We start from the raw sequence: 17,391 nt of genomic DNA on the forward strand, positions 1-17,391 counted from the left end.
GAAAACGGTTAGGCCGGGTTGGCGAGGCCGGCGAGATAGGCCTGCGCCGCGACCTCGTCGAAGCGCACCCAGACGCCGAGCGTATCGACGCCCTCGACGAAGCCGGCCAGCGAGCGGGTGCCGGTGCCGTCCGTTTTGGCGACGGTCTGGTCGTCGACCACGTAGCAGGGCTTGCCGATCTCGGTGATGCCGATGAGGTCGGTGGAGGCCGAGTTGGCGTAACGGTAAATGCCCGGCCGGTAGCCAAGGGTCACGTCGCCGGCGCCAGCGCCGCCTGTCTTGCGCTCCTCGGCGCGGCCGGCGCCGACGTTGCCGGTGGCGGTTGCCCCCTTGGTCAAATAGCCGGCGGCGTTGCGCATGACGAGCGCGCCGGCATAGACCAGCACGGAGGCGGCCATGCCGCCCTGGCGGAGTTCGCCCTCCAGGCGGACAGTGTTGCGGTCGGCGGTCAAGGCGGTCATCGGTCAGTCTCCGGTTGCAGGCTGCCGGCAGCGCCGGCGGTTTGATGTCAGAGCGCGGTCTCGCGCTCCGCCTTCAGCGTTTCGGCCATCGCCTTTTCATCGATGCCGAGCAGCTTGGCGGCCTGCCTCTGTTCGGCATTGAGCGAGACCTCGCCATTGGCGTTCGGCGCCACCGGCATGGTGATCTGGCCGCCGCCCAGGATCGGCATGGCGCCGATCAGCGCTTCGGCATTGGCGGCATCGGCCATGTGCATGGCGACATAGCGTTCCCGCTGCGGCTTGACGCCGACGCGGCCGGCCTTGATGGCGGCGTCGACGAAAGCCTCGGCCTTCTCGCGCTTGCCGGTCTCGACCAGCGTGTTGAGCCTGGTGGTGACGAGGGTCAGTTCCTGCTGCAGTCCATCGACCACCTGGCCGTCGGCGCTCTTGCCGGCAGCTGTCGCGGCGACCCCCTGGACGCCGAGCAGCACTGCGGCGGCATCGGCGCCGGCCTGCAGGCCGATGGTCTTGGCGATCGGGTCAAGCGCCGACTGCAGCGCGGTCGAACCCGCGGCCTTTTCGGCATGCAGCGTGGTGACCGCGGCGATCGCCGCCTCCTCGGTGGTCGCCGCGTCGAGGCCCAGCGCCTTCAACAGCTTTTCAAGCAGGTTCATTTCGTTCTCCTGGTGGTGAAGCGCGGCCAGGCCGCGCAGATTGGGACGGTTGACCAGCGAGGCGCGTAGCAGCGCGGTGACGGTGCCGTCCGCCAGATGCTGGATGACCGGCGAGACGCCGCGATAGGCCTTGCTGCGCACCAGGCGCGTGCCTTCCTCGGTCCATTCGACCCGACCCCAAACGCCATCGGCGCGGCCCTGCAGCTCGACGATCCAGCCGCGCGCCGGCGCTGCCTCGCCGCGCGGTGCGGCAAGATCGGTCGAGTGGTTCTCGTCGAGGACAAGCTTGTCGCCGGCGGCGAGGCTGGCGGCCATCAGCGCCGGCACGTCGGCGATGCGGTAGGGACCGCGCCCGTCGCCGGTCCGGATCGTTCCGGCCGGCAAGAGATGCACCCATTCAGGCGCGCCGTCGCTATCGGCGAGCGCCATCGCGGCGCACAGCGAAACCTCGCCGGTGGAGCCGGCGGCATGCAGGGAAACGGGTTCGGCGAGGTGACGAAACATGGCGGGCAGATTGGCTGCGCCGCCAATGCGAAACCATGCCCGCCAGCGCGGGCATCAGGTCAGGTGAGAGAGAGGAGCCGGCGGGCAGGCATGGCCGGCGCGGCGGGCGTCAGGCTGTCATGGGAAGGGGGGAAGGTCAACGGGAGCTGAGCACATGCGCTTAGAGCTTGTGTTGGAGGTCGGTTTGGCTATTCAAACCGCTCGTCTCGTTCTCTATCCCATTCGGTCTCCGTTTGACGCGCGATAGCAATGTCTTGCTGTAATCGCTTTTTCGCCTCGCGAATGTAGAGAACCAGCTCCTCTGGAGTCGGGCCTTCTAGATTGTCGAGTAGCCGGGCATTTTCCTCAAGGATCGCAGCGAACGACCCACTCCAACTGGTCGGCCGAAAACGCGCTACAAATACTTTCATCACGGCTACCGGGTCAGGCGCATATTCTAAGAGAAGGCGTGCTTGCTGGGACCATACAAGTGGTTCGCGCGAACTGGCCGAGTACTTATACGTGACGACCCAGGCAGCCGGAGCGAAACGCATGCCGGGGTCCGCGTTGCACCACGTCAACAGTATGTCGGAGGAGACCACGTCCATCGGGTTAGGGCGGTAGTTATCCAAGTGGTTAAAGACCTCGATGCCAGACCGCACCTGTTGTTCATCGCCATCGAACAGGGCGTCCAAAATTGCAATCGGCTGAGCGCGCAGGGCGGCTTTCAGCAAGTCGTCGTTGTCGAAAGCATAGGTCTTATGCTCGGCCACAGCCTGTCGCAATTGCGTTGCTACACTCGCGGCGGTCGACACTGCCTCCGGCCCCAGCAGACAATTACTGGCCACCGTAGCCAAATGGAAATCGTCGCTTTGACCTCCCTTGCGAAAAACTATGTTCTGTAAGAGCTCGCGTCCGGCCTCGATGAGATCAGGTTCATTTGGGGCCTTTTCTGAAGCTAGCGAGTAGAAGCGCATCGAGAGTATCTCCAAGGCTACCTCAAAGCCACCATGCTTCGACAAGATCAATCGTAGGAGGTCCCTTAGATCGCTTGCCTCCAATGAGGAGGCGGACCCGCCGACAGCAAGAAAACGGAACTGTTCGACGGGAACAATATCGGAATCCAATAGGCGTTTGAGGCGGATAAGACCTTTGTCGTCGATCGGCAGTGCCGATTGGAGAAACGGCAAAAACTGCGCCATCTGCTCGTGGTTTTGGGCGACCTCATCGAGCAGATCCTGAGCCACTTGTGGATCGGTTTCCCACAACGCGGACAAATACCCTTTCAAGACCACGAGACTGAATGTTCCGGGAGGTGTTTGCCTAATCGGGGCTACGAGTTTTGCCCAGGTTTCACGGCGGGCTCCAGTTGCTTCTGCAAGTCCGCGTCCGAATGAGAACACCCGACTGCCGCCACGAAGGAGATCAGGTATTAACTCCGACAGCAACGCGTCGTCACTAGCCACCTCTTGCCCTAGCTCTCTAGCGGTATTCTCGATCCTGCTTAGCTGCCCCACAACGTCGTCGTCGAAATTGCCTTCGGCGACGGCGTCGAGTGCATCAAGGCTGTCTAATCTCTCTCCAAGAACAATAGCCCTGATGCGGCTAGCAAGATCGTTTGGCCTTAACTCGGCTTCTAAAGCTATCAATCTGGAACGCCCGGTCGGCGATAGCTGAGTTCGGTCAAAGCGCAAAGTTTGACGGCAGGATGCCCATCCTTCTCGCCAAAAACCCCATGAGCTAAATGTCCGGCTAAGGCATTCCAACTCATTGAACATCTTCGCCACGCTCCACAAATCACGGAAGCACCTGGCCACCAGACTCTGTAGTTCCTGCTTCAGGATGCCTTGCCTAACAGCTAAGGTATCAACGAGGGAGAGGCCCGCCGAAAACCAGCGGCGCAACTCGCTGCTGGATTTCGGCTGATAGCCATAATCTCTCGACCTCGATCCAAAATCGAACTGATAGACTGAGCTAAAGTGCGACGCCTTGAGAACTTCCTCCAGAGCTGCCAAGCCTAGCTCAATTCGTTTCCGATTATCAGACCGGAGCAGCTTTTCAATGACTTTTAGACGCTGTTCGATGGTGGCTTGAGTTCCGGACAAATAGACGGGAAAGAGAGAAACAAAGACGTCTGACACGTCTTTGGCTACATGCTCCTCCGAAGCGTTTATGGCCGCATGGATGAGCAATCCGCTCGCTCTTTCGAACAACGCAGGATCGTATGCCAATGAACGCAGCAGGAAAGTGCTTCTTCGATAAACGAGTGTGGCGATGCCTGGGTCACTTACCCGTTCCAACACATCGAGTGCCTTGTCTGGCAATATTGACGCTGCATTCGCGAACATTGCTGCACCGGTCTCGCTAAGAGAAGCTGGGTCACCGAGTAGCCCGCCTTCCGCGAACCATTTAGTGGCAATCGAAACAGCTGTCGGGTGTGCAGGCAAAAATGCTAGGCGTCGCGAAAATGAACGTGCCGTTCGGTCTGTGCCTCCAGAAACAAGTTGCTGATCGATAAGGCTGTAAGGAATGTTTTCCAAGGCATGAGCCGCGAGACGGCTAGCTATTGCGTGCGGAAGGACAGCACGCCAGGCTCCCCGTTTCTGCACCATATCTCGTCGATATAACTCCCCGACATGCCGGTAAAGCTCTTGCCCGCTTTGCTCTGCCAACAATGCCAGACGCGGCAATTCGGCTTCGCTTCCATGTGTGTCTTCACCCTGAAAGGAATACAATAAGGAGCACACATGAGCTGCCCTGAGGAGAGCGCCGTCAGGATCATTCCGCTGCTTGAAAAGGCGTTGAAAAAGCTCCTCGTCTGAAAGACCAGCAACTGTTTCGGTTTGGCCGATGGTGCTAGCCAACGCGATTGCTATGCGGGCATTGCCACCGGCGGCCTCGGCAATCGTCCGCGCGTCAACTCCCGAAATCGTTGGAAAGCGACGAGTGATGAGTTTCTCGATGAGCTCCGGAGAGGACGTATCAAGACTTACGACCTGCGTTCCCTCTTTCTGATCGTCGCGGACATCATATTCGACAGTAAGTACGCTGACTTGGCTGTCGCTTGCCGAACAAAGTTCCGACAGCCGACCGTGAAGTTCCGGCGTACAGTTGTCGACGATCAAAATGGCACGGGTACGGTTTGCGATGAGGTCTGATGCCAAGCCTATGGGTTGCGGATCGGGATCGTCGTTCATATTGGTATATACAGCCAACGACGGAGCCAAAGGACGCGATCCGACGCGAGCATCGAACAATGCCTGGACCAGGCGGGTTTTGCCCACACCGGAAAGTCCAATCAGACGCACCATTCTAGCGGACTGCGCGAGTTCGTCTCGCAACAGATCGATTCCATCTGCAATCGACGTACTCGACACATCCCGACTTTTGAACTGCAGGCGCAACTTATCGTCCAGCAGATATTCCGATTCAGGTTGGTCTGCTGGTCCCGCCCATGGACCATAAGGGCGCCAACCAGTTTGAGCGCGTCCGATTTTTTCTTTGACGAATATACTAAGGCCGGCATGACGGCGAACCCACGTAGCCAGACGTGTGCGATCATAAAAGTCGACAATCAGTTGATCGGAATTTTTGGCTCCAGCCAGAGCGGACCGCATGGCATCTCGACGGTCCCTGAGTGCGGTGTCGGCAGTGGACCCGTGCGAACTCACGATGATGTAGGCGCCGTTTTCGTCGGCCAACGCCTGAATTACATCCCGTACGACGCCCTTTGGCCGCATTTCCCTGATGATCGCCGCCCTGCCCATATCCGGGGTCTTGACCTGAAATCCTGTAGAATTGCGAGGCACGAAACCGTCGACTGCAGTGCTGCTTGGCACCGCAACCCTAACATCGAGGCCTCCATCTGGTGCGGTCTGATTTCCTCCCCAGGTTACAGCCGCTGGAGAGATACCACGATCTGAAAGCTCGGCTTCGCAAAGGCGGCCAACGAGCTCCCTCAAATCACGGTCGTTCAGTAGGTTGATATCATCAGCGGTTACGTCAAACATGCTTGGTTAACGCCGGGATGCTGGGGTTGAAGACTCATTGAGCTAGCAGATATGTTGTGCCGCTTCAGCTTGCGCTCTTCAAGGCTGCTTTTTCCATTTTACGTCAGCCATTAAACGGGTTTTGAACGCCGCCAGCCATTCTCCCGCCCTTTGCCGCGCCGCTGGCCCATCCGAACCCCTCCAACGCCCTTCTGTGGCCTCTCTGGCGCTGCGCCGGCAATGGTTTATGCTGCCGGCATGGGCTGGCGATCGGAAAAGGCCTACGAAGACGCTGAGCGCGAGGAGTGGCGCCGCTTCCTGGCGGCTCAACCGCCGCTGCGCCGGCTCTATATTAGGTCCCGTCGAGTCGTCATGTTCGGGCTGTTGCTGGCCGGTCTGGTGGTCCTGCCGATCCTGCTGCTGGCCATCAATTAGGCGTCGCTACGGCACCGTCTCGTCGCTCCAGATCGGAATCTTCTTGTACCGGACCTCCACCAGGCGCCGGAACACCGTGTGCTGACGCTCGGCCGCCGAGATCGGGTTGAACCGGCATTCAATGTTGAGGTCGCCGCAATTGGTGCAGCGCCAGCGGTGCATGTCGGTCACGTCGTCGCATTCGATGTCGCCCAGCAGCCGGATCAGATCCTCGATCAGGTAAATCCGCTTCACCTTGCAGTAGCGGCAGCGGATATGCGCGAAGCAACGGTTCTCCAGCGCCTTGGAGAGCTTGTAGGGTTCGCCCTTTCGCTTTTTCGGCCAATACGGTTCCGGCATGAGAACGAACTAGGAACAAAATCCTTGACCGCGTCAAGGCGGATCGGCACAATGGCTTCATCAAAACATGGAGAGAGAAATGACGGCGCATGCCCATGCACCGGCCGGCGAAGCTTTTGCCGATGCCTCGATACCGCTTACGCTCAGATGGCAGGCAACCTGGGAAGGCCAGGAGGCTGATTATTCCGCGTTTGCCAATGTCTACCCCGGCGCCGTCGGCCGCATCTTCCGATACGAAGCCGGCACTTCCCAGGGCCAGTGGTTCTGGTCGATGACGGCCGATGGCTACGACATCTCGCGCAATTTCGGCGACTCGTCCGGCTATGAACCTTCGGCCCGCCGCGCCGCCAAATGCGTCGAGGACGCCTGGCGCGCCGCCATCAAGGGTTCGTCGTTGGACCGGGCCGAACAGCGCAACGCCTATGCGATGGCCAAGGCCGGGGAATAGCGATGCCCGGATCTCGCACAACGGTCTTCGGCCTCAGGAAGTTCAATCAGGCGAGACCACATCAAATCGCGCTTCCCGATGATCTGTGCTGTATGCACAACCTGACGCGGATCACGGCCTTTCTGCAGGAAATGCGTCTGGATTGCCTCACAACGCAGGTCCAGGCGATATGGCCCTGCGGGAAATATGAGCAGATGCGGCTGCACTGCTTTCCCGATGCGGAATCGGCCCGGGTGTTCCAAAAGCGTTTTGGCGGCGAGTTCTTCGATCCGAAGAAGGACCGAGAAGGCGGCCGGACTCAAGGTGCGTGGCGGCGGGAAGGCGAATATCGCCGCATTCTCGACCTGGGTGATTTGCATGTGCCAGAGCTTTTGAGGAACTGAGCGATGGATTATCGGAGCTTGTGGATGCCGAAGGGCCAGCCGGCGTCGGCGCAAGACCGTCGACAGATGACGGAGCAATTTTCGTAGTCTGGTGTTGTTCCAACGAACTGAGACTGTAGGATTGCGTCATGTGCGGACGCTACACCCGATATCTCTCCTGGTCCGAGATCCATCGGCTCTACCGGCTGACGGCGCCGGCGGAAGGCGAAGGGCGAAACACCGAAGCTCGCTACAACATCGCGCCAACTCAGTCGGTGGACTTCATAACCTGGGACGACGACGGCGACCACAAGCTCCGTGAAGGCCGATGGTGGCTGGTGCCATGGTGGGCGAAGGAGATGCCCAAGGCGGCGATGTTCAACGCCAGGATCGAAACGGTCGCAACGTCGGGCGCTTTCAAGGATGCCCTCAAGTCCAAGCGGTGCCTGATCCCCGCCGATGGCTTTTACGAGTGGACCATCAGCCCTGCCGACAAGGGCCGCGATCCCTGGCACATCTTCCGGCCCGGCCACGCGCCATTCTCATTCGCCGGCCTCTGGGCGTATAATGCCACGCTCGACGTCACCAGTTGCACCATCATCACCGAGCCGGCCGGCGCCACCATGAAGCAGCTGCACGACCGCCAGCCGGTCATCCTAGACCCGGCCTGTTACGATGCCTGGCTGAACCCGCAAACGCCGGCGGCCGAGCTCATGGACGTGCTGTCGCACGACATTGACGACGAGCTGCAATTTCACCGGGTTTCACGAGACGTGAATGCATCGGTGAAGGACAAGCAGCGCAACGATGCGCCGCACTTCATCGAGCCGGTCGAGCTGTTTTCGAACCCATTGTGACAGTACGGAGCGATCACTTTTTGCGTTCGTGACGTTTTCCTCGGAACAGACCGCAAGTCCGTGGGTTGGGCATATCTAACCCAAGAGGAGACCACGATGGACCACACCAACCATGTACGCCTTACGCCGGCTGAGCTGACTCCAGACCTCCTCGAAGGCGCGACCATCTACGGGCCGGACGACGAAAAAGTCGGCTCGGTTGACCATGTTCATGGCAGCCAGGTCGTCATCGATGTGGGCGGCTTCCTCGGGATCGGCGCGAAGCCTGTTGCCGTTGCGGCCAGCGAGCTCGATTTCATGCGCGACGAGGACGGCGATGTTCATGCCGTGACGACCTGGACGAAAGACCAGCTCAAGGACATGCCAGAACACACCGAATAAGGCAGCATCAACGCATCGATATTGGCCTGCTCCGCGCAAATACGGGCATGCCGAGTGCGTTTCGTTCCGGAACGATTCTCGTGATTGGCCGTTCGTTCGCTCAGAAGGAGCAACGATCATGGCGTCAGCACCGCGCGCAGCCTGGAAGGGCTTTCTCAGGATCGGGTCGGTCACCTGCGGAGTCAAAATCGTCGGCGTCGTCAGCGAAGCCGAAAAAATCCGATTTTCCATCCTCAACCGCAAGACCGGCAACAAGGTCCGCAGCGTCTATGTAGACGAAGAGACCAATGACGAGGTGCCGACGGAGGAGCAAGTCAAGGGATATGAAGCCGACCAGGGCGACTTTATCGAGATCGAGCCCGACCAGATCAAGGCGTTAAAACTGACCTCCGACCATACGCTCGACGTGGAAGAATTCGTTCCGATCAAGGACATCGACAGCCGCTATCTGGAAAAGCCCTATTACATGATCCCTGCCGATCGCGCCGCGACGGAATCCTTTGCAGTTCTGCGCGATGCCATGGCAAAGACCGGCATGGCGGCAAGGTCCTGCGTGGTCATGTACCAGCACGGCCACGAGGTTGTCATCCAGCCCTACGGCAAGGGCATGTTGCTGACTTGGCTGCGCAACAATAACACCATGGTCGCCGAGAAATCGGTGTTCGACGGCATCCCGACCGGCAAACAGGACAAGGATCTGATGGAAATCGCTGGCCTGCTCATCGACAAGAAGCTGACCAAGTTCGATCCGTCGCATTTCGAAGACACCTACGAGGCAGCGCTGGCCGACATGATCGACGCCAAGCGCAAGGGCAAGAAGGTGCCGACCAAGGCCCCGGCGCGTCCGAAGGAGAACGTCGTCAATCTCTTCGAGACGCTGAAGAAGAGCCTGAAGGAAGAAGGCATCGACAGCTCGGCCAAAAAAACAAAGCGAAAGGCCAAGGCAGCCTAATTTCGCTACTTGTCGGTAATCCGATTGGCCGCTTCCTGCGCCTCCTGGAGGTCGAAGGAAATTGCATGCGACTTGTTTGCGATAAATTCCAAAGCCTCGGCGATCAGCCGCGCCATCACGCCGCCAACTTCAGCCCCACCATGCCCCAGTTGACGGCGAAGCCCGGATCGATGCCGGCCGGCGTCTCGACGGCGCGCCCACGCACCCATTTGATGACGGTGCGTTCGGCCGGCGCCTCCGCGTCCACCTGCCAGCCATAGCGCGCGAGATCTCGCTCGGAGAGCGACTGGACGTAGCAGCGGCAGTTCCAGCCGTTCGGTGGGTAGTGCGTCAGCCACCATTCGTGATCGACCGGCAGCACCGTGCCGTGCCAGTGCGCATGCTCCGGCCGCGAGCTGGGTTGCAGCAGCTCGGGATCGACATGCACATAGCGCAGATAGGGCCGCACCCGCTTCAGCCGCTGGATTTGCTGCCAACGCCCGGCGGCATAGGCCTGAGCCGTCATGATGCGGAACGCGAGCTCGGCGCGGCGTCCGCCGCTTTCATCGGTCCAACCGTGCCGGCCGGTGATGTCATCCCAGCCCTCAAGGAACCCCGGCAGGCCGCTGCCGTCCTCGATGGCGGCCAGCACCTCGGCGATTATGTCCTGGACAAGCGCGTCGCTCATGCCGGCAGAGCGGTCGCGCGCCGCCGCATCCACCTCCCGCATGAGCTCCAGCCAGCGGGCCTGCGGCAGCGCCAGGCGCCGGCGCAGGAAGTCGATCGCCTCCTCGAAACGGACGCCTGTCTCAGGCGTCGCCACGATCCGCCTCCACCGCTTCGCCCGACAGCCAGGCGAGCAGCATCGCCTGTCTCATGACGGCGATGAGGTCGGCCGGCGTCTCCTGCGCGGCCGCAGCCCGCCGCAGCGCAGCCTCGGCGGCGTCGAGGCTACCGGCGCGCGCCACCAGGCCGCGCACTCGTTCGACCAGCGCGCCGATCGCCGGCCCCGCGAGATCCAGCGCAGCGGCGCCGATCAGTTCGTCCGGCAAGCGCGCACCTGCCGGGCGCTGATGGTGCATCGTCTCTCGCCGGTCCTTGGCAGCCGGCTTGCCGGGCTTCGGGTCGGTTTCCTCGTCGGTCTCGTCCTTGGCCGCGCCGAGCAGTTCGTCCCCCTCGGCCGGTTTGCCGATGCCGACGATCTCGCGCATCTGGTCCTTGCCCACCTGAAGCCCGAGCGGCACCAGCCGCACGACGGAGTCGACCGTCAGCTTCACATCAGTTTCTTCGGCCCGGCCGATCTTCAGCCGCGGATAGGCCTTTTGCGGCCCGAATTCGAGGTCGATCCACGGACGAACCAAATCTGCGTTAATGATCGCCGACAGCGCCTTGGCATCGGCACGCTCGATATCCTCCTGCACCTCGCGGTGTTCCTGCCCGACGGCGTGCCCGCCGGCGATCGCGTCGGTCGTCGCCGTTTGTCCCAGCACCAGCTTGGAAAGCTGCCGGTCGAGCCAGTCGGAGCGCTTCTCGTACAGGTCGCTCGACGTGCCAATCGACTTCGATTCGATGAATTCGATCAGCATGCCGTCCGGGATGATGGCGGCGCAGTCGCCGGCGATGTTCGCCACCGCGCGGTAAAGCGTGTCCCGATCCTCCTTGGTGGCGCTCGCACCGTATTTGCCGACGCGGATCGGTTGGCCGTAAGTCTGGGTGAAGATTGCCCAGTCGCGCGCCGTGAAAGCCTTGAACATCCAGGCCCAGGTAGCGACACGCGCCAGGCCGGAGCGGATTGGCAGGCCGGATTTCGCCTTCATCACCGCGCGGATGAACTTGAAGGGCGCAAGCTCCAGCTCCTCGCCGCCTTCGCCGATCAGCACCGGCGTGGTGAGATCGTTGCGCCGGAAGCGGAACCAACGCGGGTCGCGCCATTCCAGCCGCTTCGGCTGCCACTGCCCGGAGGAAGTGTCCCACAGGATCTCGGTGAAGGAATAGCCCTTGCCGACGGCGTCCAGCATGTCGAAGAGTTCGCCCTGCAGCTCGTCGCGCTTCAGCCATTCCCGCACCGTCTCGGAATGCGCCTCGGGCGCCTTGTCAGCCTCGACGGTCATTTCCAGCTGCGAGACCGAGCGCTTGCGGGTGCCGAGAATGCCGAGATAGTGCGGATCTCGCTCCTCGATCGTCTCGGCCAGTTCCAGGTAGCGCAGCGGGTCGCCCTGGTCGGCCTCGCGCAGGATCATGGCCAGCCGCTGCGGATTGAGCCCGTCGCCCGGATAGCCTGTCATCGGCGAGCGCACGCCGGTCAGCGTCGGCCCGGCGACTTCTGTGGTCAGCACCGAACGCTGGATCGGCCGTCCATACTGATCGAGGATCTGCGCATTCGCCATCACGAAGTCCCTCCGCGGATGCCTGCGCCGAGCGGCGGCCGGTATGGATCGCGCGCGCTGGTGTCGCGGTCGGCTTCGTCCGCATTCCAGAAATCGCGGCCGCCAGCGGCCTGTTGAAGCCCCGTTGAAACGGGCGTGTAGCCGTATTCACGCCATTGCAGCCGCCCCGCAGCAAAGGCGAGCGCGAGCGCGATGGCGAAGTCGCCGTGGCGCTTCTTGCCTTCTTCGCCGACACGCTCCGGTGGTATCGACGGCACACCGCGGATGACCTTGACGAGGCGCAGATCGACAAGATGCTCGGCGTCCTTCACCAGGGCGATGGCACCGTCCTCGAAGGCCGCCTTCACTGGCGGCATGTGCTCGTTATACCAGGGCGTCGAGAGATTCACTTGCCAGACCAAGCCATGGATGACCTTCGTCGGATCATCGTTGGGAATATAGAAGCCGAATTCCCGGCCTAGATCCTCGGCGAGGTTCATGCCCATTCCAGTGGCATCTATCGCAGTGCCGACCAGACGCGGCGCAGCCTGGATGATCTGCCGCGCGATCGCCTTTTGCTCGGCGAAGGGCACATTGCGCATCTCGACGGTCAGAGCTGCCCGGCGCTGGAGCAGGCCATCAATCGCCAGCAGCAAGATCACGGCCGGGTCGTTGCGCCTGGCTGGATCGTAGCCTAACGCATGCATCCATCTCGGATTGAGCAACTTCAGCGCATCGTCGAGCCCGTCGAGTTGTGCCTTTAGCAGGTGACTGCGCTCGAGGCCCGGCCGCTGAAGATAATCTGGCGGCAACGACACGCGCTGGATTGGGGCCTGCTCAGGCAACAGCTTCATGCGCCCCTCGATCAGCGGCGCGCTAAGCCAGGCTCCGGAACCCATGGCCGGAATACAAAAAAGCTCCTCGTCGGCCAGTTCGCCGTAATCGTCGATGATCTCCTGGCGCCAGGCGGCCTCGTATTCTGGCGTCCATTCGTCCCCGTTGACCAGGCAGATGCGCTTGAACAGCCCATCGAGCAGCGCCTGGTCGAAATCGACCTTCAGCCATTTGTATTTCGAACGGCCCCCCAGGATGTCCTGGATATAGACGTTGAATTCGTTCTCAGCGCCGTTGTGCGTCGAGCAGACGAAGATCTTGCCGCCCCACATGCGCATGGCCAGCGCGGCCTTCATCAATTCCTTCAGGCTATCGACGAAGGCGGCCTCGTCGATGATCACGTCGCCCTGGTGGCCGCGCAACGTGCGCGGCGCCGACGACAGCGCGATGATCTCGAAGCCCGAGGCGAAACGGATGCGGTAGGCCTGGATCTTGCGGGTGTCGGCCGGGTTTGCGGGATCCACATCGTCGAACAGGAATTCGCCGGCTTCAGCCGCGGCGACGGCGAAGGCACGCGCCCACATGCCGCACGTGTCGATGAACTCCTTGGCGATCTCCTGCTTGTAGGAGATGTAGAGCACGTCCATGCCCTTCGCCTGGCGCGAGCGACCGGCGCGCAGCACGGCATAGGAGGCAATGGCCCATGTCTCGCCGATCCGGCGGCTCTTTTCGACGAACAGCACGCGAACGGCGGTGCTGTCCATCAATTCGACGGTTCGCGCCTGGTAGCCCAGCAACACGTTGGGCAAGCCGACCGAAGCGATGACGTGGTCGAGGTTCGCCTCGCTGTCGCGCCGCAGCTTCTCCCAGTCGGCCTGGCTGATCGGGGCGGTCATCTTTCAAAGGCCTTGTCTACGGCTTCACGGCAGGCATCGAGCTGGCGGAGATACTCCTGCGCATCGATGTCGAGCACGCAATCGACCCTTCGCCGGCGCTCGACGCTCTCAATTTCGCGCCGTATGGCATTGCTCAGGCAGCCTGCGTCTCGGTCGGTGAGTTCGATAAAGACGCTCATGTCCTCACCCCCAGGATCTGCGCCTTGATCTGGTTGGACACCTCTTGCGACATGCCGGTGGCCTTGCGCACCGTTTCCAGCGCCTCACCGACCTTCTCGCCGAATTCCTTTTCCACCTTGGCGCGTCGGATGGTCGAAACGCCCTGGGCCTGCGTCGCCTTGAACAGCGCGCCGGCGAGATTGAGCGCACCCTTCGGGTCGATCCGCGCTTCGCCGGCGGCTGTGATGATCTCGAAAACCAGTGTCTTGATCGCCTCGGCCGCGATGATGGTCAGGTCGTCGGATGCCTTGGCGTCGAACTTCTCCGCCAGCATGCCGGTGATGGCGCGCGTTTCGTCGAGCCGGCGCGACAGCGTCGCCAGCTTAATTGAATGCCGGTTAAAGGCCTGGAAGGACGGGATGGTGAAGTCCAGCTCGCCGCGGTGTTCTTTTTGCAGAGCCTCCAGCCTCAGGTAGAATTCCTTGTAAATGTCGGTCTGGGTCCGCGCTCCTTCGCCGGTCTGGCGCAGTTCATCGTTGGCCCACGCGATGATTGGCGATGCCTCCGCAGGAAGTTGTGCGATGCCGGAGAGCCGGCCGCGGCCGCGCACCATTTTCACGCCACCGGATCAGTGGTGCGCTTGACGCCGGCGAGGAACCGCTGGTGCGCCAGGTGCTCGCGGCCGCGCGGCATCAGCGAGGCGATCTTGACCGAGCCCGCCGGCGTGATCCTCACCGCGCCCATCTCCTTCAGCCAGTCGAGCTCCTGCTCGACCCATTCCCGCTCGCGCACAATCGCGAACATCTCGGCGAGGAGATCGCGCAAAGCGCTCGACGTCGCCGCCTCGTTCGGCTGCAGCGCCAGCTCACGCAGGATGATGAGCCGCGTCTCTTCGCGGATGATGCGGTCCAGGCTCATTTCGCCCTCTCGAATTCGAGGTCCTGTAGCCGGGCGGCAATGGCCGACACCGGCTTCAGGCGCTCGTCCATCGTCGCCAGGGCGCCGCTCAGCCGCTCTACCGCCAATTCGATGCGATGAACCTGCTCCCGCTCCGGCAAATGCTGGAAGTCGCTTTCCAGCTTGATCAGACGTGCCTCAACAAGCTGGAATCGGGCGATCACGGCTGCGTCGCCGGTCTTCTTGTCGCGCGCCAGCTCCTCGGCATCCTCGCCGAGATCTTCCTTGAGCTCGTCCAGTTCCTTCAGTGCCTTGCTCGACCCCGATGTCAGCCAGCTGTAGATGATCGTGCCGATCGAGATCAGAACCGCGATCAGCCCGAGATATTCCCTCACTTGGTCCATCAGGCGCGCCTCCTGCGCAGTCGTTCCTCGAATGTCGCGCAGTCGATGCACAGCCGCGTCCCTGGCACCGCGGCGCGCCGGGCCGCAGCGATCGGTTCGCCGCAATCGCAGATCATCGGGCTTTGACCGCTGGTCGAATGCTGGCCCCGGATTGCCGCCTGGATGCGGGCAATTCCGGCGACGCGCTCTTCCTCGGCGCGCCGGTCGGCAAGGTCGAGAGCCCGGTTCGATGCGCTCATGGCTTCGCCGCCCATTTTGCCATGGCGTCTTTCACCGTATGGCCGCCCATGTAGAGTCCGAGATAGGTGACGAACAGCGTGGCGAAGACCGAGACATCGACCACCAGGCCGAGCCGTTCGTCGGCGCCGGCGAGGCCCAGCACGACGTTGACCAGCGGGATCATGGCGACGTACCAGGCGACCAGCCCGAGAAAGAGCCACATGCCGGCCGGCCGCCACGCCCAGGTCCATGTCGGCCCGCCCTTGTCCATCTCGGCGCGCATCAGGTCGATCGCCTGCTTCTGCTGGACGTTCCACTGCACCAGCAGTTCCGGCGTCTCGGCTTCGGTTGCGGCCACTGCGGCTTCGATCCGGTCGGATGATAATCCGGGCAATTCGTCGGCCGGGACGCCGGCATGGCCGGCGATCGTGTCGATGATCATGCCGCCGATCTCGCCGGCGGCGCCGCCGACATATTTTTCCAGCAGGCTTTTGACCACCGGCGCACCGACCTTCGCCGCCGCATCGATCAGGATGGAAGTGACCAGCGCGCTCAAAACAGCACCGCCACCAGCCCGGCGATGAACGCCAACACCAGGCAGATCAGGCTGGCGCAGATACAAAAGATCGTCGGCGGGACATAGCCTGATTGGGATGGAGCCGGATGCATCGCCAGCGCGCCCCAAAGGAGCATGCCCAGAAAACCCGACCCAAGCCCGGCGACGAGAAGCAGAACGGACAAGGCCAACATCAAAAGCTCCTCGGCGGCACAAACAGGCAGATGGTCTTGCCGGCGTCGAGGCCGGCCTGGTGGGCGCACCAGTGGAACGCGCCGTCGGGGCTGTCCTTCACGCGCCGGTCCGTCATCGGCACGACTTCCCCCGACGGAACGTGAAAGCCGTCCTGGCGTTCGGTCACCTCGCCGGCCTTCGTTTCGCGGCAGTCGTAGGAGGCGCAGCAGGACAGCGGATATGTCCAGCCCGTCGGCGCTTCATGCGCAAAAGCGCGACCGCCGAGCATCAGCAGGCAGACGACGACAATTGCCGTGACCATGACCGCAACGGCGATCTTGAGCACACCGCCGGCTTTTTCTGAACCGGGCGGTCCGATGGCTTGCGTCAGCAACTCGACGAGGAGGATTCCGACGCCGACGCTCAACAGCATGACGGCCAGCATCCAGCCAAGGATCAGCGCGGCCAGCATCAGAAACTCCTCAGCCAGGTGGCAGTTTTGGGAAGACGCTTGGCCATGCGAGCGGCGATGATGTCGCGGTAGTGCCAGGCCAGGTAGGCCAGCCAGAGGGACCCAACGACCAACGCCACGATGCCGATCCAGCCGGCGAGGCTCAGCGCATGGTCGGAGAGGGTCGAGGGTTCGACGGCCGGCAAGTCGACCGAAGGCGGCGCTGGCGGCGGCGTGATCACGTCCGCGCCGGTCGTTACCGCCGTGCCGGTTGCCGCGGTGCCGGCCGCCGTCTTGGTCTTGGATCGGGCGTCCAGCTCACGCTGCAGCGTCGATAAGGTCGCCTTGCCGATCTTGCCATCCACGGTGAGGCCGTGATCGGCCTGGAACTTGTCGACGGCGGACCGCAGCACCTTGGTGGCCGCGTCGCCGGGTTCGTAGCCCGTCTTGCGGAAGCCGTCGCGGATCGCGACGATCTCTTCCGCCGTCACCGACACGACAAATTCAGCATAGTAGCCGGGCTCGACGCTCGCCTGCGCGATGCGCAAATCGGCCGGCCATTTGTCGGCCAGGATGATGTCGGCCTCTTCGGCGCGGCGTCGCTTCAGCCCAGGCAGCACCTTGCCCCCGGCCTTGTTCCAGGCGCCCAGGCTGGCGCGCACCGACGCCGCCGATGCCCCGGTCACCCACTGCTTGACCCAGGTCGCGCGGTCGATCGCGCCGGTGTTGAAATCGAAGCTCAAGCCGCCGTCGAATTCGTTTTGCTTCGCGCCCGGCATCGCCTTGGTCACGCGCGGCTCGTAATTCTTCGCCAGCGCCTGGCGCAACAGGGACGTTGCCTGCGCGCGAGTGATGGTCATGCCGAGCTTGGGCTTGATGACACCGCTGGATGCCGTCAGTCCGGCACCGATGGTCAACACGCCGGCGCTGTCCCGGTAGGTTTTCAGCACGACGCCTTCGCGGCTTTCCAGATAGGCTTCGCCTTTGTCGCTGACCTGCATTCGATCCCCGCTCCGGTGCAAAAAATGGCCGGGCTTGCGCCGGCCGAGATTGCACGCAGCATGGTCGCGGGTGTGAGCGTGAGCCATGCCCGCTG

Annotated in this window: 22 protein-coding genes; 6 read left to right on the forward strand and 16 right to left on the reverse strand. The window is 62.2% G+C overall.

Annotated features, from left to right (window positions below; translation table 11 throughout):
- Positions 1 to 8 precede the first annotated feature (8 nt).
- The 3 genes from ASD44_RS09665 to ASD44_RS09675 form a co-directional block, all read right to left on the reverse strand.
- Positions 9 to 461, reverse strand: coding sequence for a hypothetical protein (locus ASD44_RS09665; RefSeq protein ID WP_056111047.1), 453 nt, complete (start codon positions 459 to 461; stop codon positions 9 to 11).
- Positions 462 to 508: 47 nt separating this feature from the next.
- A complete protein-coding gene (locus ASD44_RS09670; protein ID WP_056111049.1) occupies positions 509 to 1,618 on the reverse strand; it encodes a phage protease in 1,110 nt (369 codons plus the stop codon).
- Positions 1,619 to 1,806: 188 nt separating this feature from the next.
- Positions 1,807 to 5,607 carry a hypothetical protein gene (locus ASD44_RS09675; protein ID WP_156459822.1) on the reverse strand — a complete coding sequence of 1,267 codons (3,801 nt, stop codon included), beginning with the start codon at positions 5,605 to 5,607 and terminating at the stop codon, positions 1,807 to 1,809.
- A gap of 219 nt (positions 5,608 to 5,826) precedes the next feature.
- On the opposite strand from ASD44_RS09675, the gene ASD44_RS09680 reads away from it, so the two are divergent.
- Entirely contained in the window at positions 5,827 to 6,021 is a 195-nt protein-coding gene (locus ASD44_RS09680) for a hypothetical protein (protein ID WP_056111053.1), read from the forward strand.
- A 6-nt stretch (positions 6,022 to 6,027) separates the two neighbouring features.
- On the opposite strand, the gene ASD44_RS09685 is transcribed toward ASD44_RS09680, so the two are convergent.
- Positions 6,028 to 6,360 (reverse strand): hypothetical protein, encoded by a 333-nt coding sequence (locus ASD44_RS09685; RefSeq protein ID WP_056111055.1) that lies wholly within the window; start codon positions 6,358 to 6,360, stop codon positions 6,028 to 6,030.
- 79 nt (positions 6,361 to 6,439) lie between these two features.
- Between ASD44_RS09685 and ASD44_RS09690 the strand changes: the two genes are divergently transcribed.
- The 5 genes from ASD44_RS09690 to ASD44_RS09710 all read left to right on the forward strand — a co-directional run bounded on the left by ASD44_RS09690 (position 6,440) and on the right by ASD44_RS09710 (position 9,360).
- Positions 6,440 to 6,808: a hypothetical protein gene (locus ASD44_RS09690; protein WP_056111057.1), complete on the forward strand. Its 369-nt coding sequence runs from the start codon at positions 6,440 to 6,442 to the stop codon at positions 6,806 to 6,808.
- Between the two features lie 2 nt (positions 6,809 to 6,810).
- Positions 6,811 to 7,191 carry a hypothetical protein gene (locus ASD44_RS09695; RefSeq protein WP_056206777.1) on the forward strand — a complete coding sequence of 127 codons (381 nt, stop codon included), beginning with the start codon at positions 6,811 to 6,813 and terminating at the stop codon, positions 7,189 to 7,191.
- Between the two features lie 128 nt (positions 7,192 to 7,319).
- Entirely contained in the window at positions 7,320 to 8,027 is a 708-nt protein-coding gene (locus tag ASD44_RS09700) for an SOS response-associated peptidase (protein WP_056111062.1), read from the forward strand.
- 96 nt (positions 8,028 to 8,123) lie between these two features.
- A complete protein-coding gene (locus ASD44_RS09705) occupies positions 8,124 to 8,408 on the forward strand; it encodes a hypothetical protein (protein WP_056111064.1) in 285 nt (94 codons plus the stop codon).
- A gap of 118 nt (positions 8,409 to 8,526) precedes the next feature.
- Complete coding sequence (locus tag ASD44_RS09710) at positions 8,527 to 9,360, forward strand: Ku protein (RefSeq protein ID WP_056111066.1); 834 nt, start codon at positions 8,527 to 8,529, stop codon at positions 9,358 to 9,360.
- A 115-nt stretch (positions 9,361 to 9,475) separates the two neighbouring features.
- Here the strand turns inward: ASD44_RS09710 and ASD44_RS09715 are convergent, their stop codons facing one another.
- From ASD44_RS09715 to ASD44_RS09770, 12 genes are read right to left on the reverse strand one after another with little or no spacing between them, the layout of a single operon-like run.
- Positions 9,476 to 10,162 (reverse strand): phage minor head protein, encoded by a 687-nt coding sequence (locus ASD44_RS09715; RefSeq protein WP_056111068.1) that lies wholly within the window; start codon positions 10,160 to 10,162, stop codon positions 9,476 to 9,478.
- Positions 10,149 to 11,726, reverse strand: a complete 1,578-nt coding sequence (locus ASD44_RS09720; RefSeq protein ID WP_056111070.1) for a DUF935 domain-containing protein — start codon at positions 11,724 to 11,726, stop codon at positions 10,149 to 10,151. Before ASD44_RS09720 ends, ASD44_RS09715 begins: the two co-directional genes overlap by 14 nt.
- Positions 11,726 to 13,435: a terminase family protein gene (locus ASD44_RS09725; RefSeq protein ID WP_056111072.1), complete on the reverse strand. Its 1,710-nt coding sequence runs from the start codon at positions 13,433 to 13,435 to the stop codon at positions 11,726 to 11,728. Before ASD44_RS09725 ends, ASD44_RS09720 begins: the two co-directional genes overlap by 1 nt.
- Positions 13,432 to 13,614, reverse strand: a complete 183-nt coding sequence (locus tag ASD44_RS09730; RefSeq protein ID WP_056111074.1) for a hypothetical protein — start codon at positions 13,612 to 13,614, stop codon at positions 13,432 to 13,434. The genes ASD44_RS09725 and ASD44_RS09730 overlap by 4 nt, the downstream gene beginning before the upstream one ends.
- Positions 13,611 to 14,207 (reverse strand): DUF3486 family protein, encoded by a 597-nt coding sequence (locus tag ASD44_RS09735; RefSeq protein WP_056111076.1) that lies wholly within the window; start codon positions 14,205 to 14,207, stop codon positions 13,611 to 13,613. Before ASD44_RS09735 ends, ASD44_RS09730 begins: the two co-directional genes overlap by 4 nt.
- A 2-nt stretch (positions 14,208 to 14,209) precedes the next feature.
- Complete coding sequence (locus tag ASD44_RS09740; protein ID WP_056111078.1) at positions 14,210 to 14,512, reverse strand: hypothetical protein; 303 nt, start codon at positions 14,510 to 14,512, stop codon at positions 14,210 to 14,212.
- Positions 14,509 to 14,895: a DUF2730 family protein gene (locus tag ASD44_RS09745; RefSeq protein ID WP_056111080.1), complete on the reverse strand. Its 387-nt coding sequence runs from the start codon at positions 14,893 to 14,895 to the stop codon at positions 14,509 to 14,511. The genes ASD44_RS09740 and ASD44_RS09745 overlap by 4 nt, the downstream gene beginning before the upstream one ends.
- Positions 14,895 to 15,134, reverse strand: coding sequence for a TraR/DksA C4-type zinc finger protein (locus tag ASD44_RS09750; protein WP_082542565.1), 240 nt, complete (start codon positions 15,132 to 15,134; stop codon positions 14,895 to 14,897). Before ASD44_RS09750 ends, ASD44_RS09745 begins: the two co-directional genes overlap by 1 nt.
- Complete coding sequence (locus ASD44_RS09755; protein WP_056111084.1) at positions 15,131 to 15,670, reverse strand: 3TM-type holin; 540 nt, start codon at positions 15,668 to 15,670, stop codon at positions 15,131 to 15,133. Before ASD44_RS09755 ends, ASD44_RS09750 begins: the two co-directional genes overlap by 4 nt.
- Positions 15,667 to 15,864, reverse strand: coding sequence for a hypothetical protein (locus tag ASD44_RS09760; RefSeq protein WP_056111085.1), 198 nt, complete (start codon positions 15,862 to 15,864; stop codon positions 15,667 to 15,669). Before ASD44_RS09760 ends, ASD44_RS09755 begins: the two co-directional genes overlap by 4 nt.
- A complete protein-coding gene (locus ASD44_RS09765; protein WP_244478746.1) occupies positions 15,864 to 16,316 on the reverse strand; it encodes a hypothetical protein in 453 nt (150 codons plus the stop codon). The genes ASD44_RS09760 and ASD44_RS09765 overlap by 1 nt, the downstream gene beginning before the upstream one ends.
- Positions 16,316 to 17,296: a peptidoglycan-binding protein gene (locus ASD44_RS09770; protein ID WP_056111087.1), complete on the reverse strand. Its 981-nt coding sequence runs from the start codon at positions 17,294 to 17,296 to the stop codon at positions 16,316 to 16,318. The genes ASD44_RS09765 and ASD44_RS09770 overlap by 1 nt, the downstream gene beginning before the upstream one ends.
- Positions 17,297 to 17,391: the final 95 nt, after the last annotated feature.

The organism is Mesorhizobium sp. Root554 (genome assembly GCF_001427025.1).
GTDB lineage: Bacteria > Pseudomonadota > Alphaproteobacteria > Rhizobiales > Rhizobiaceae > Mesorhizobium.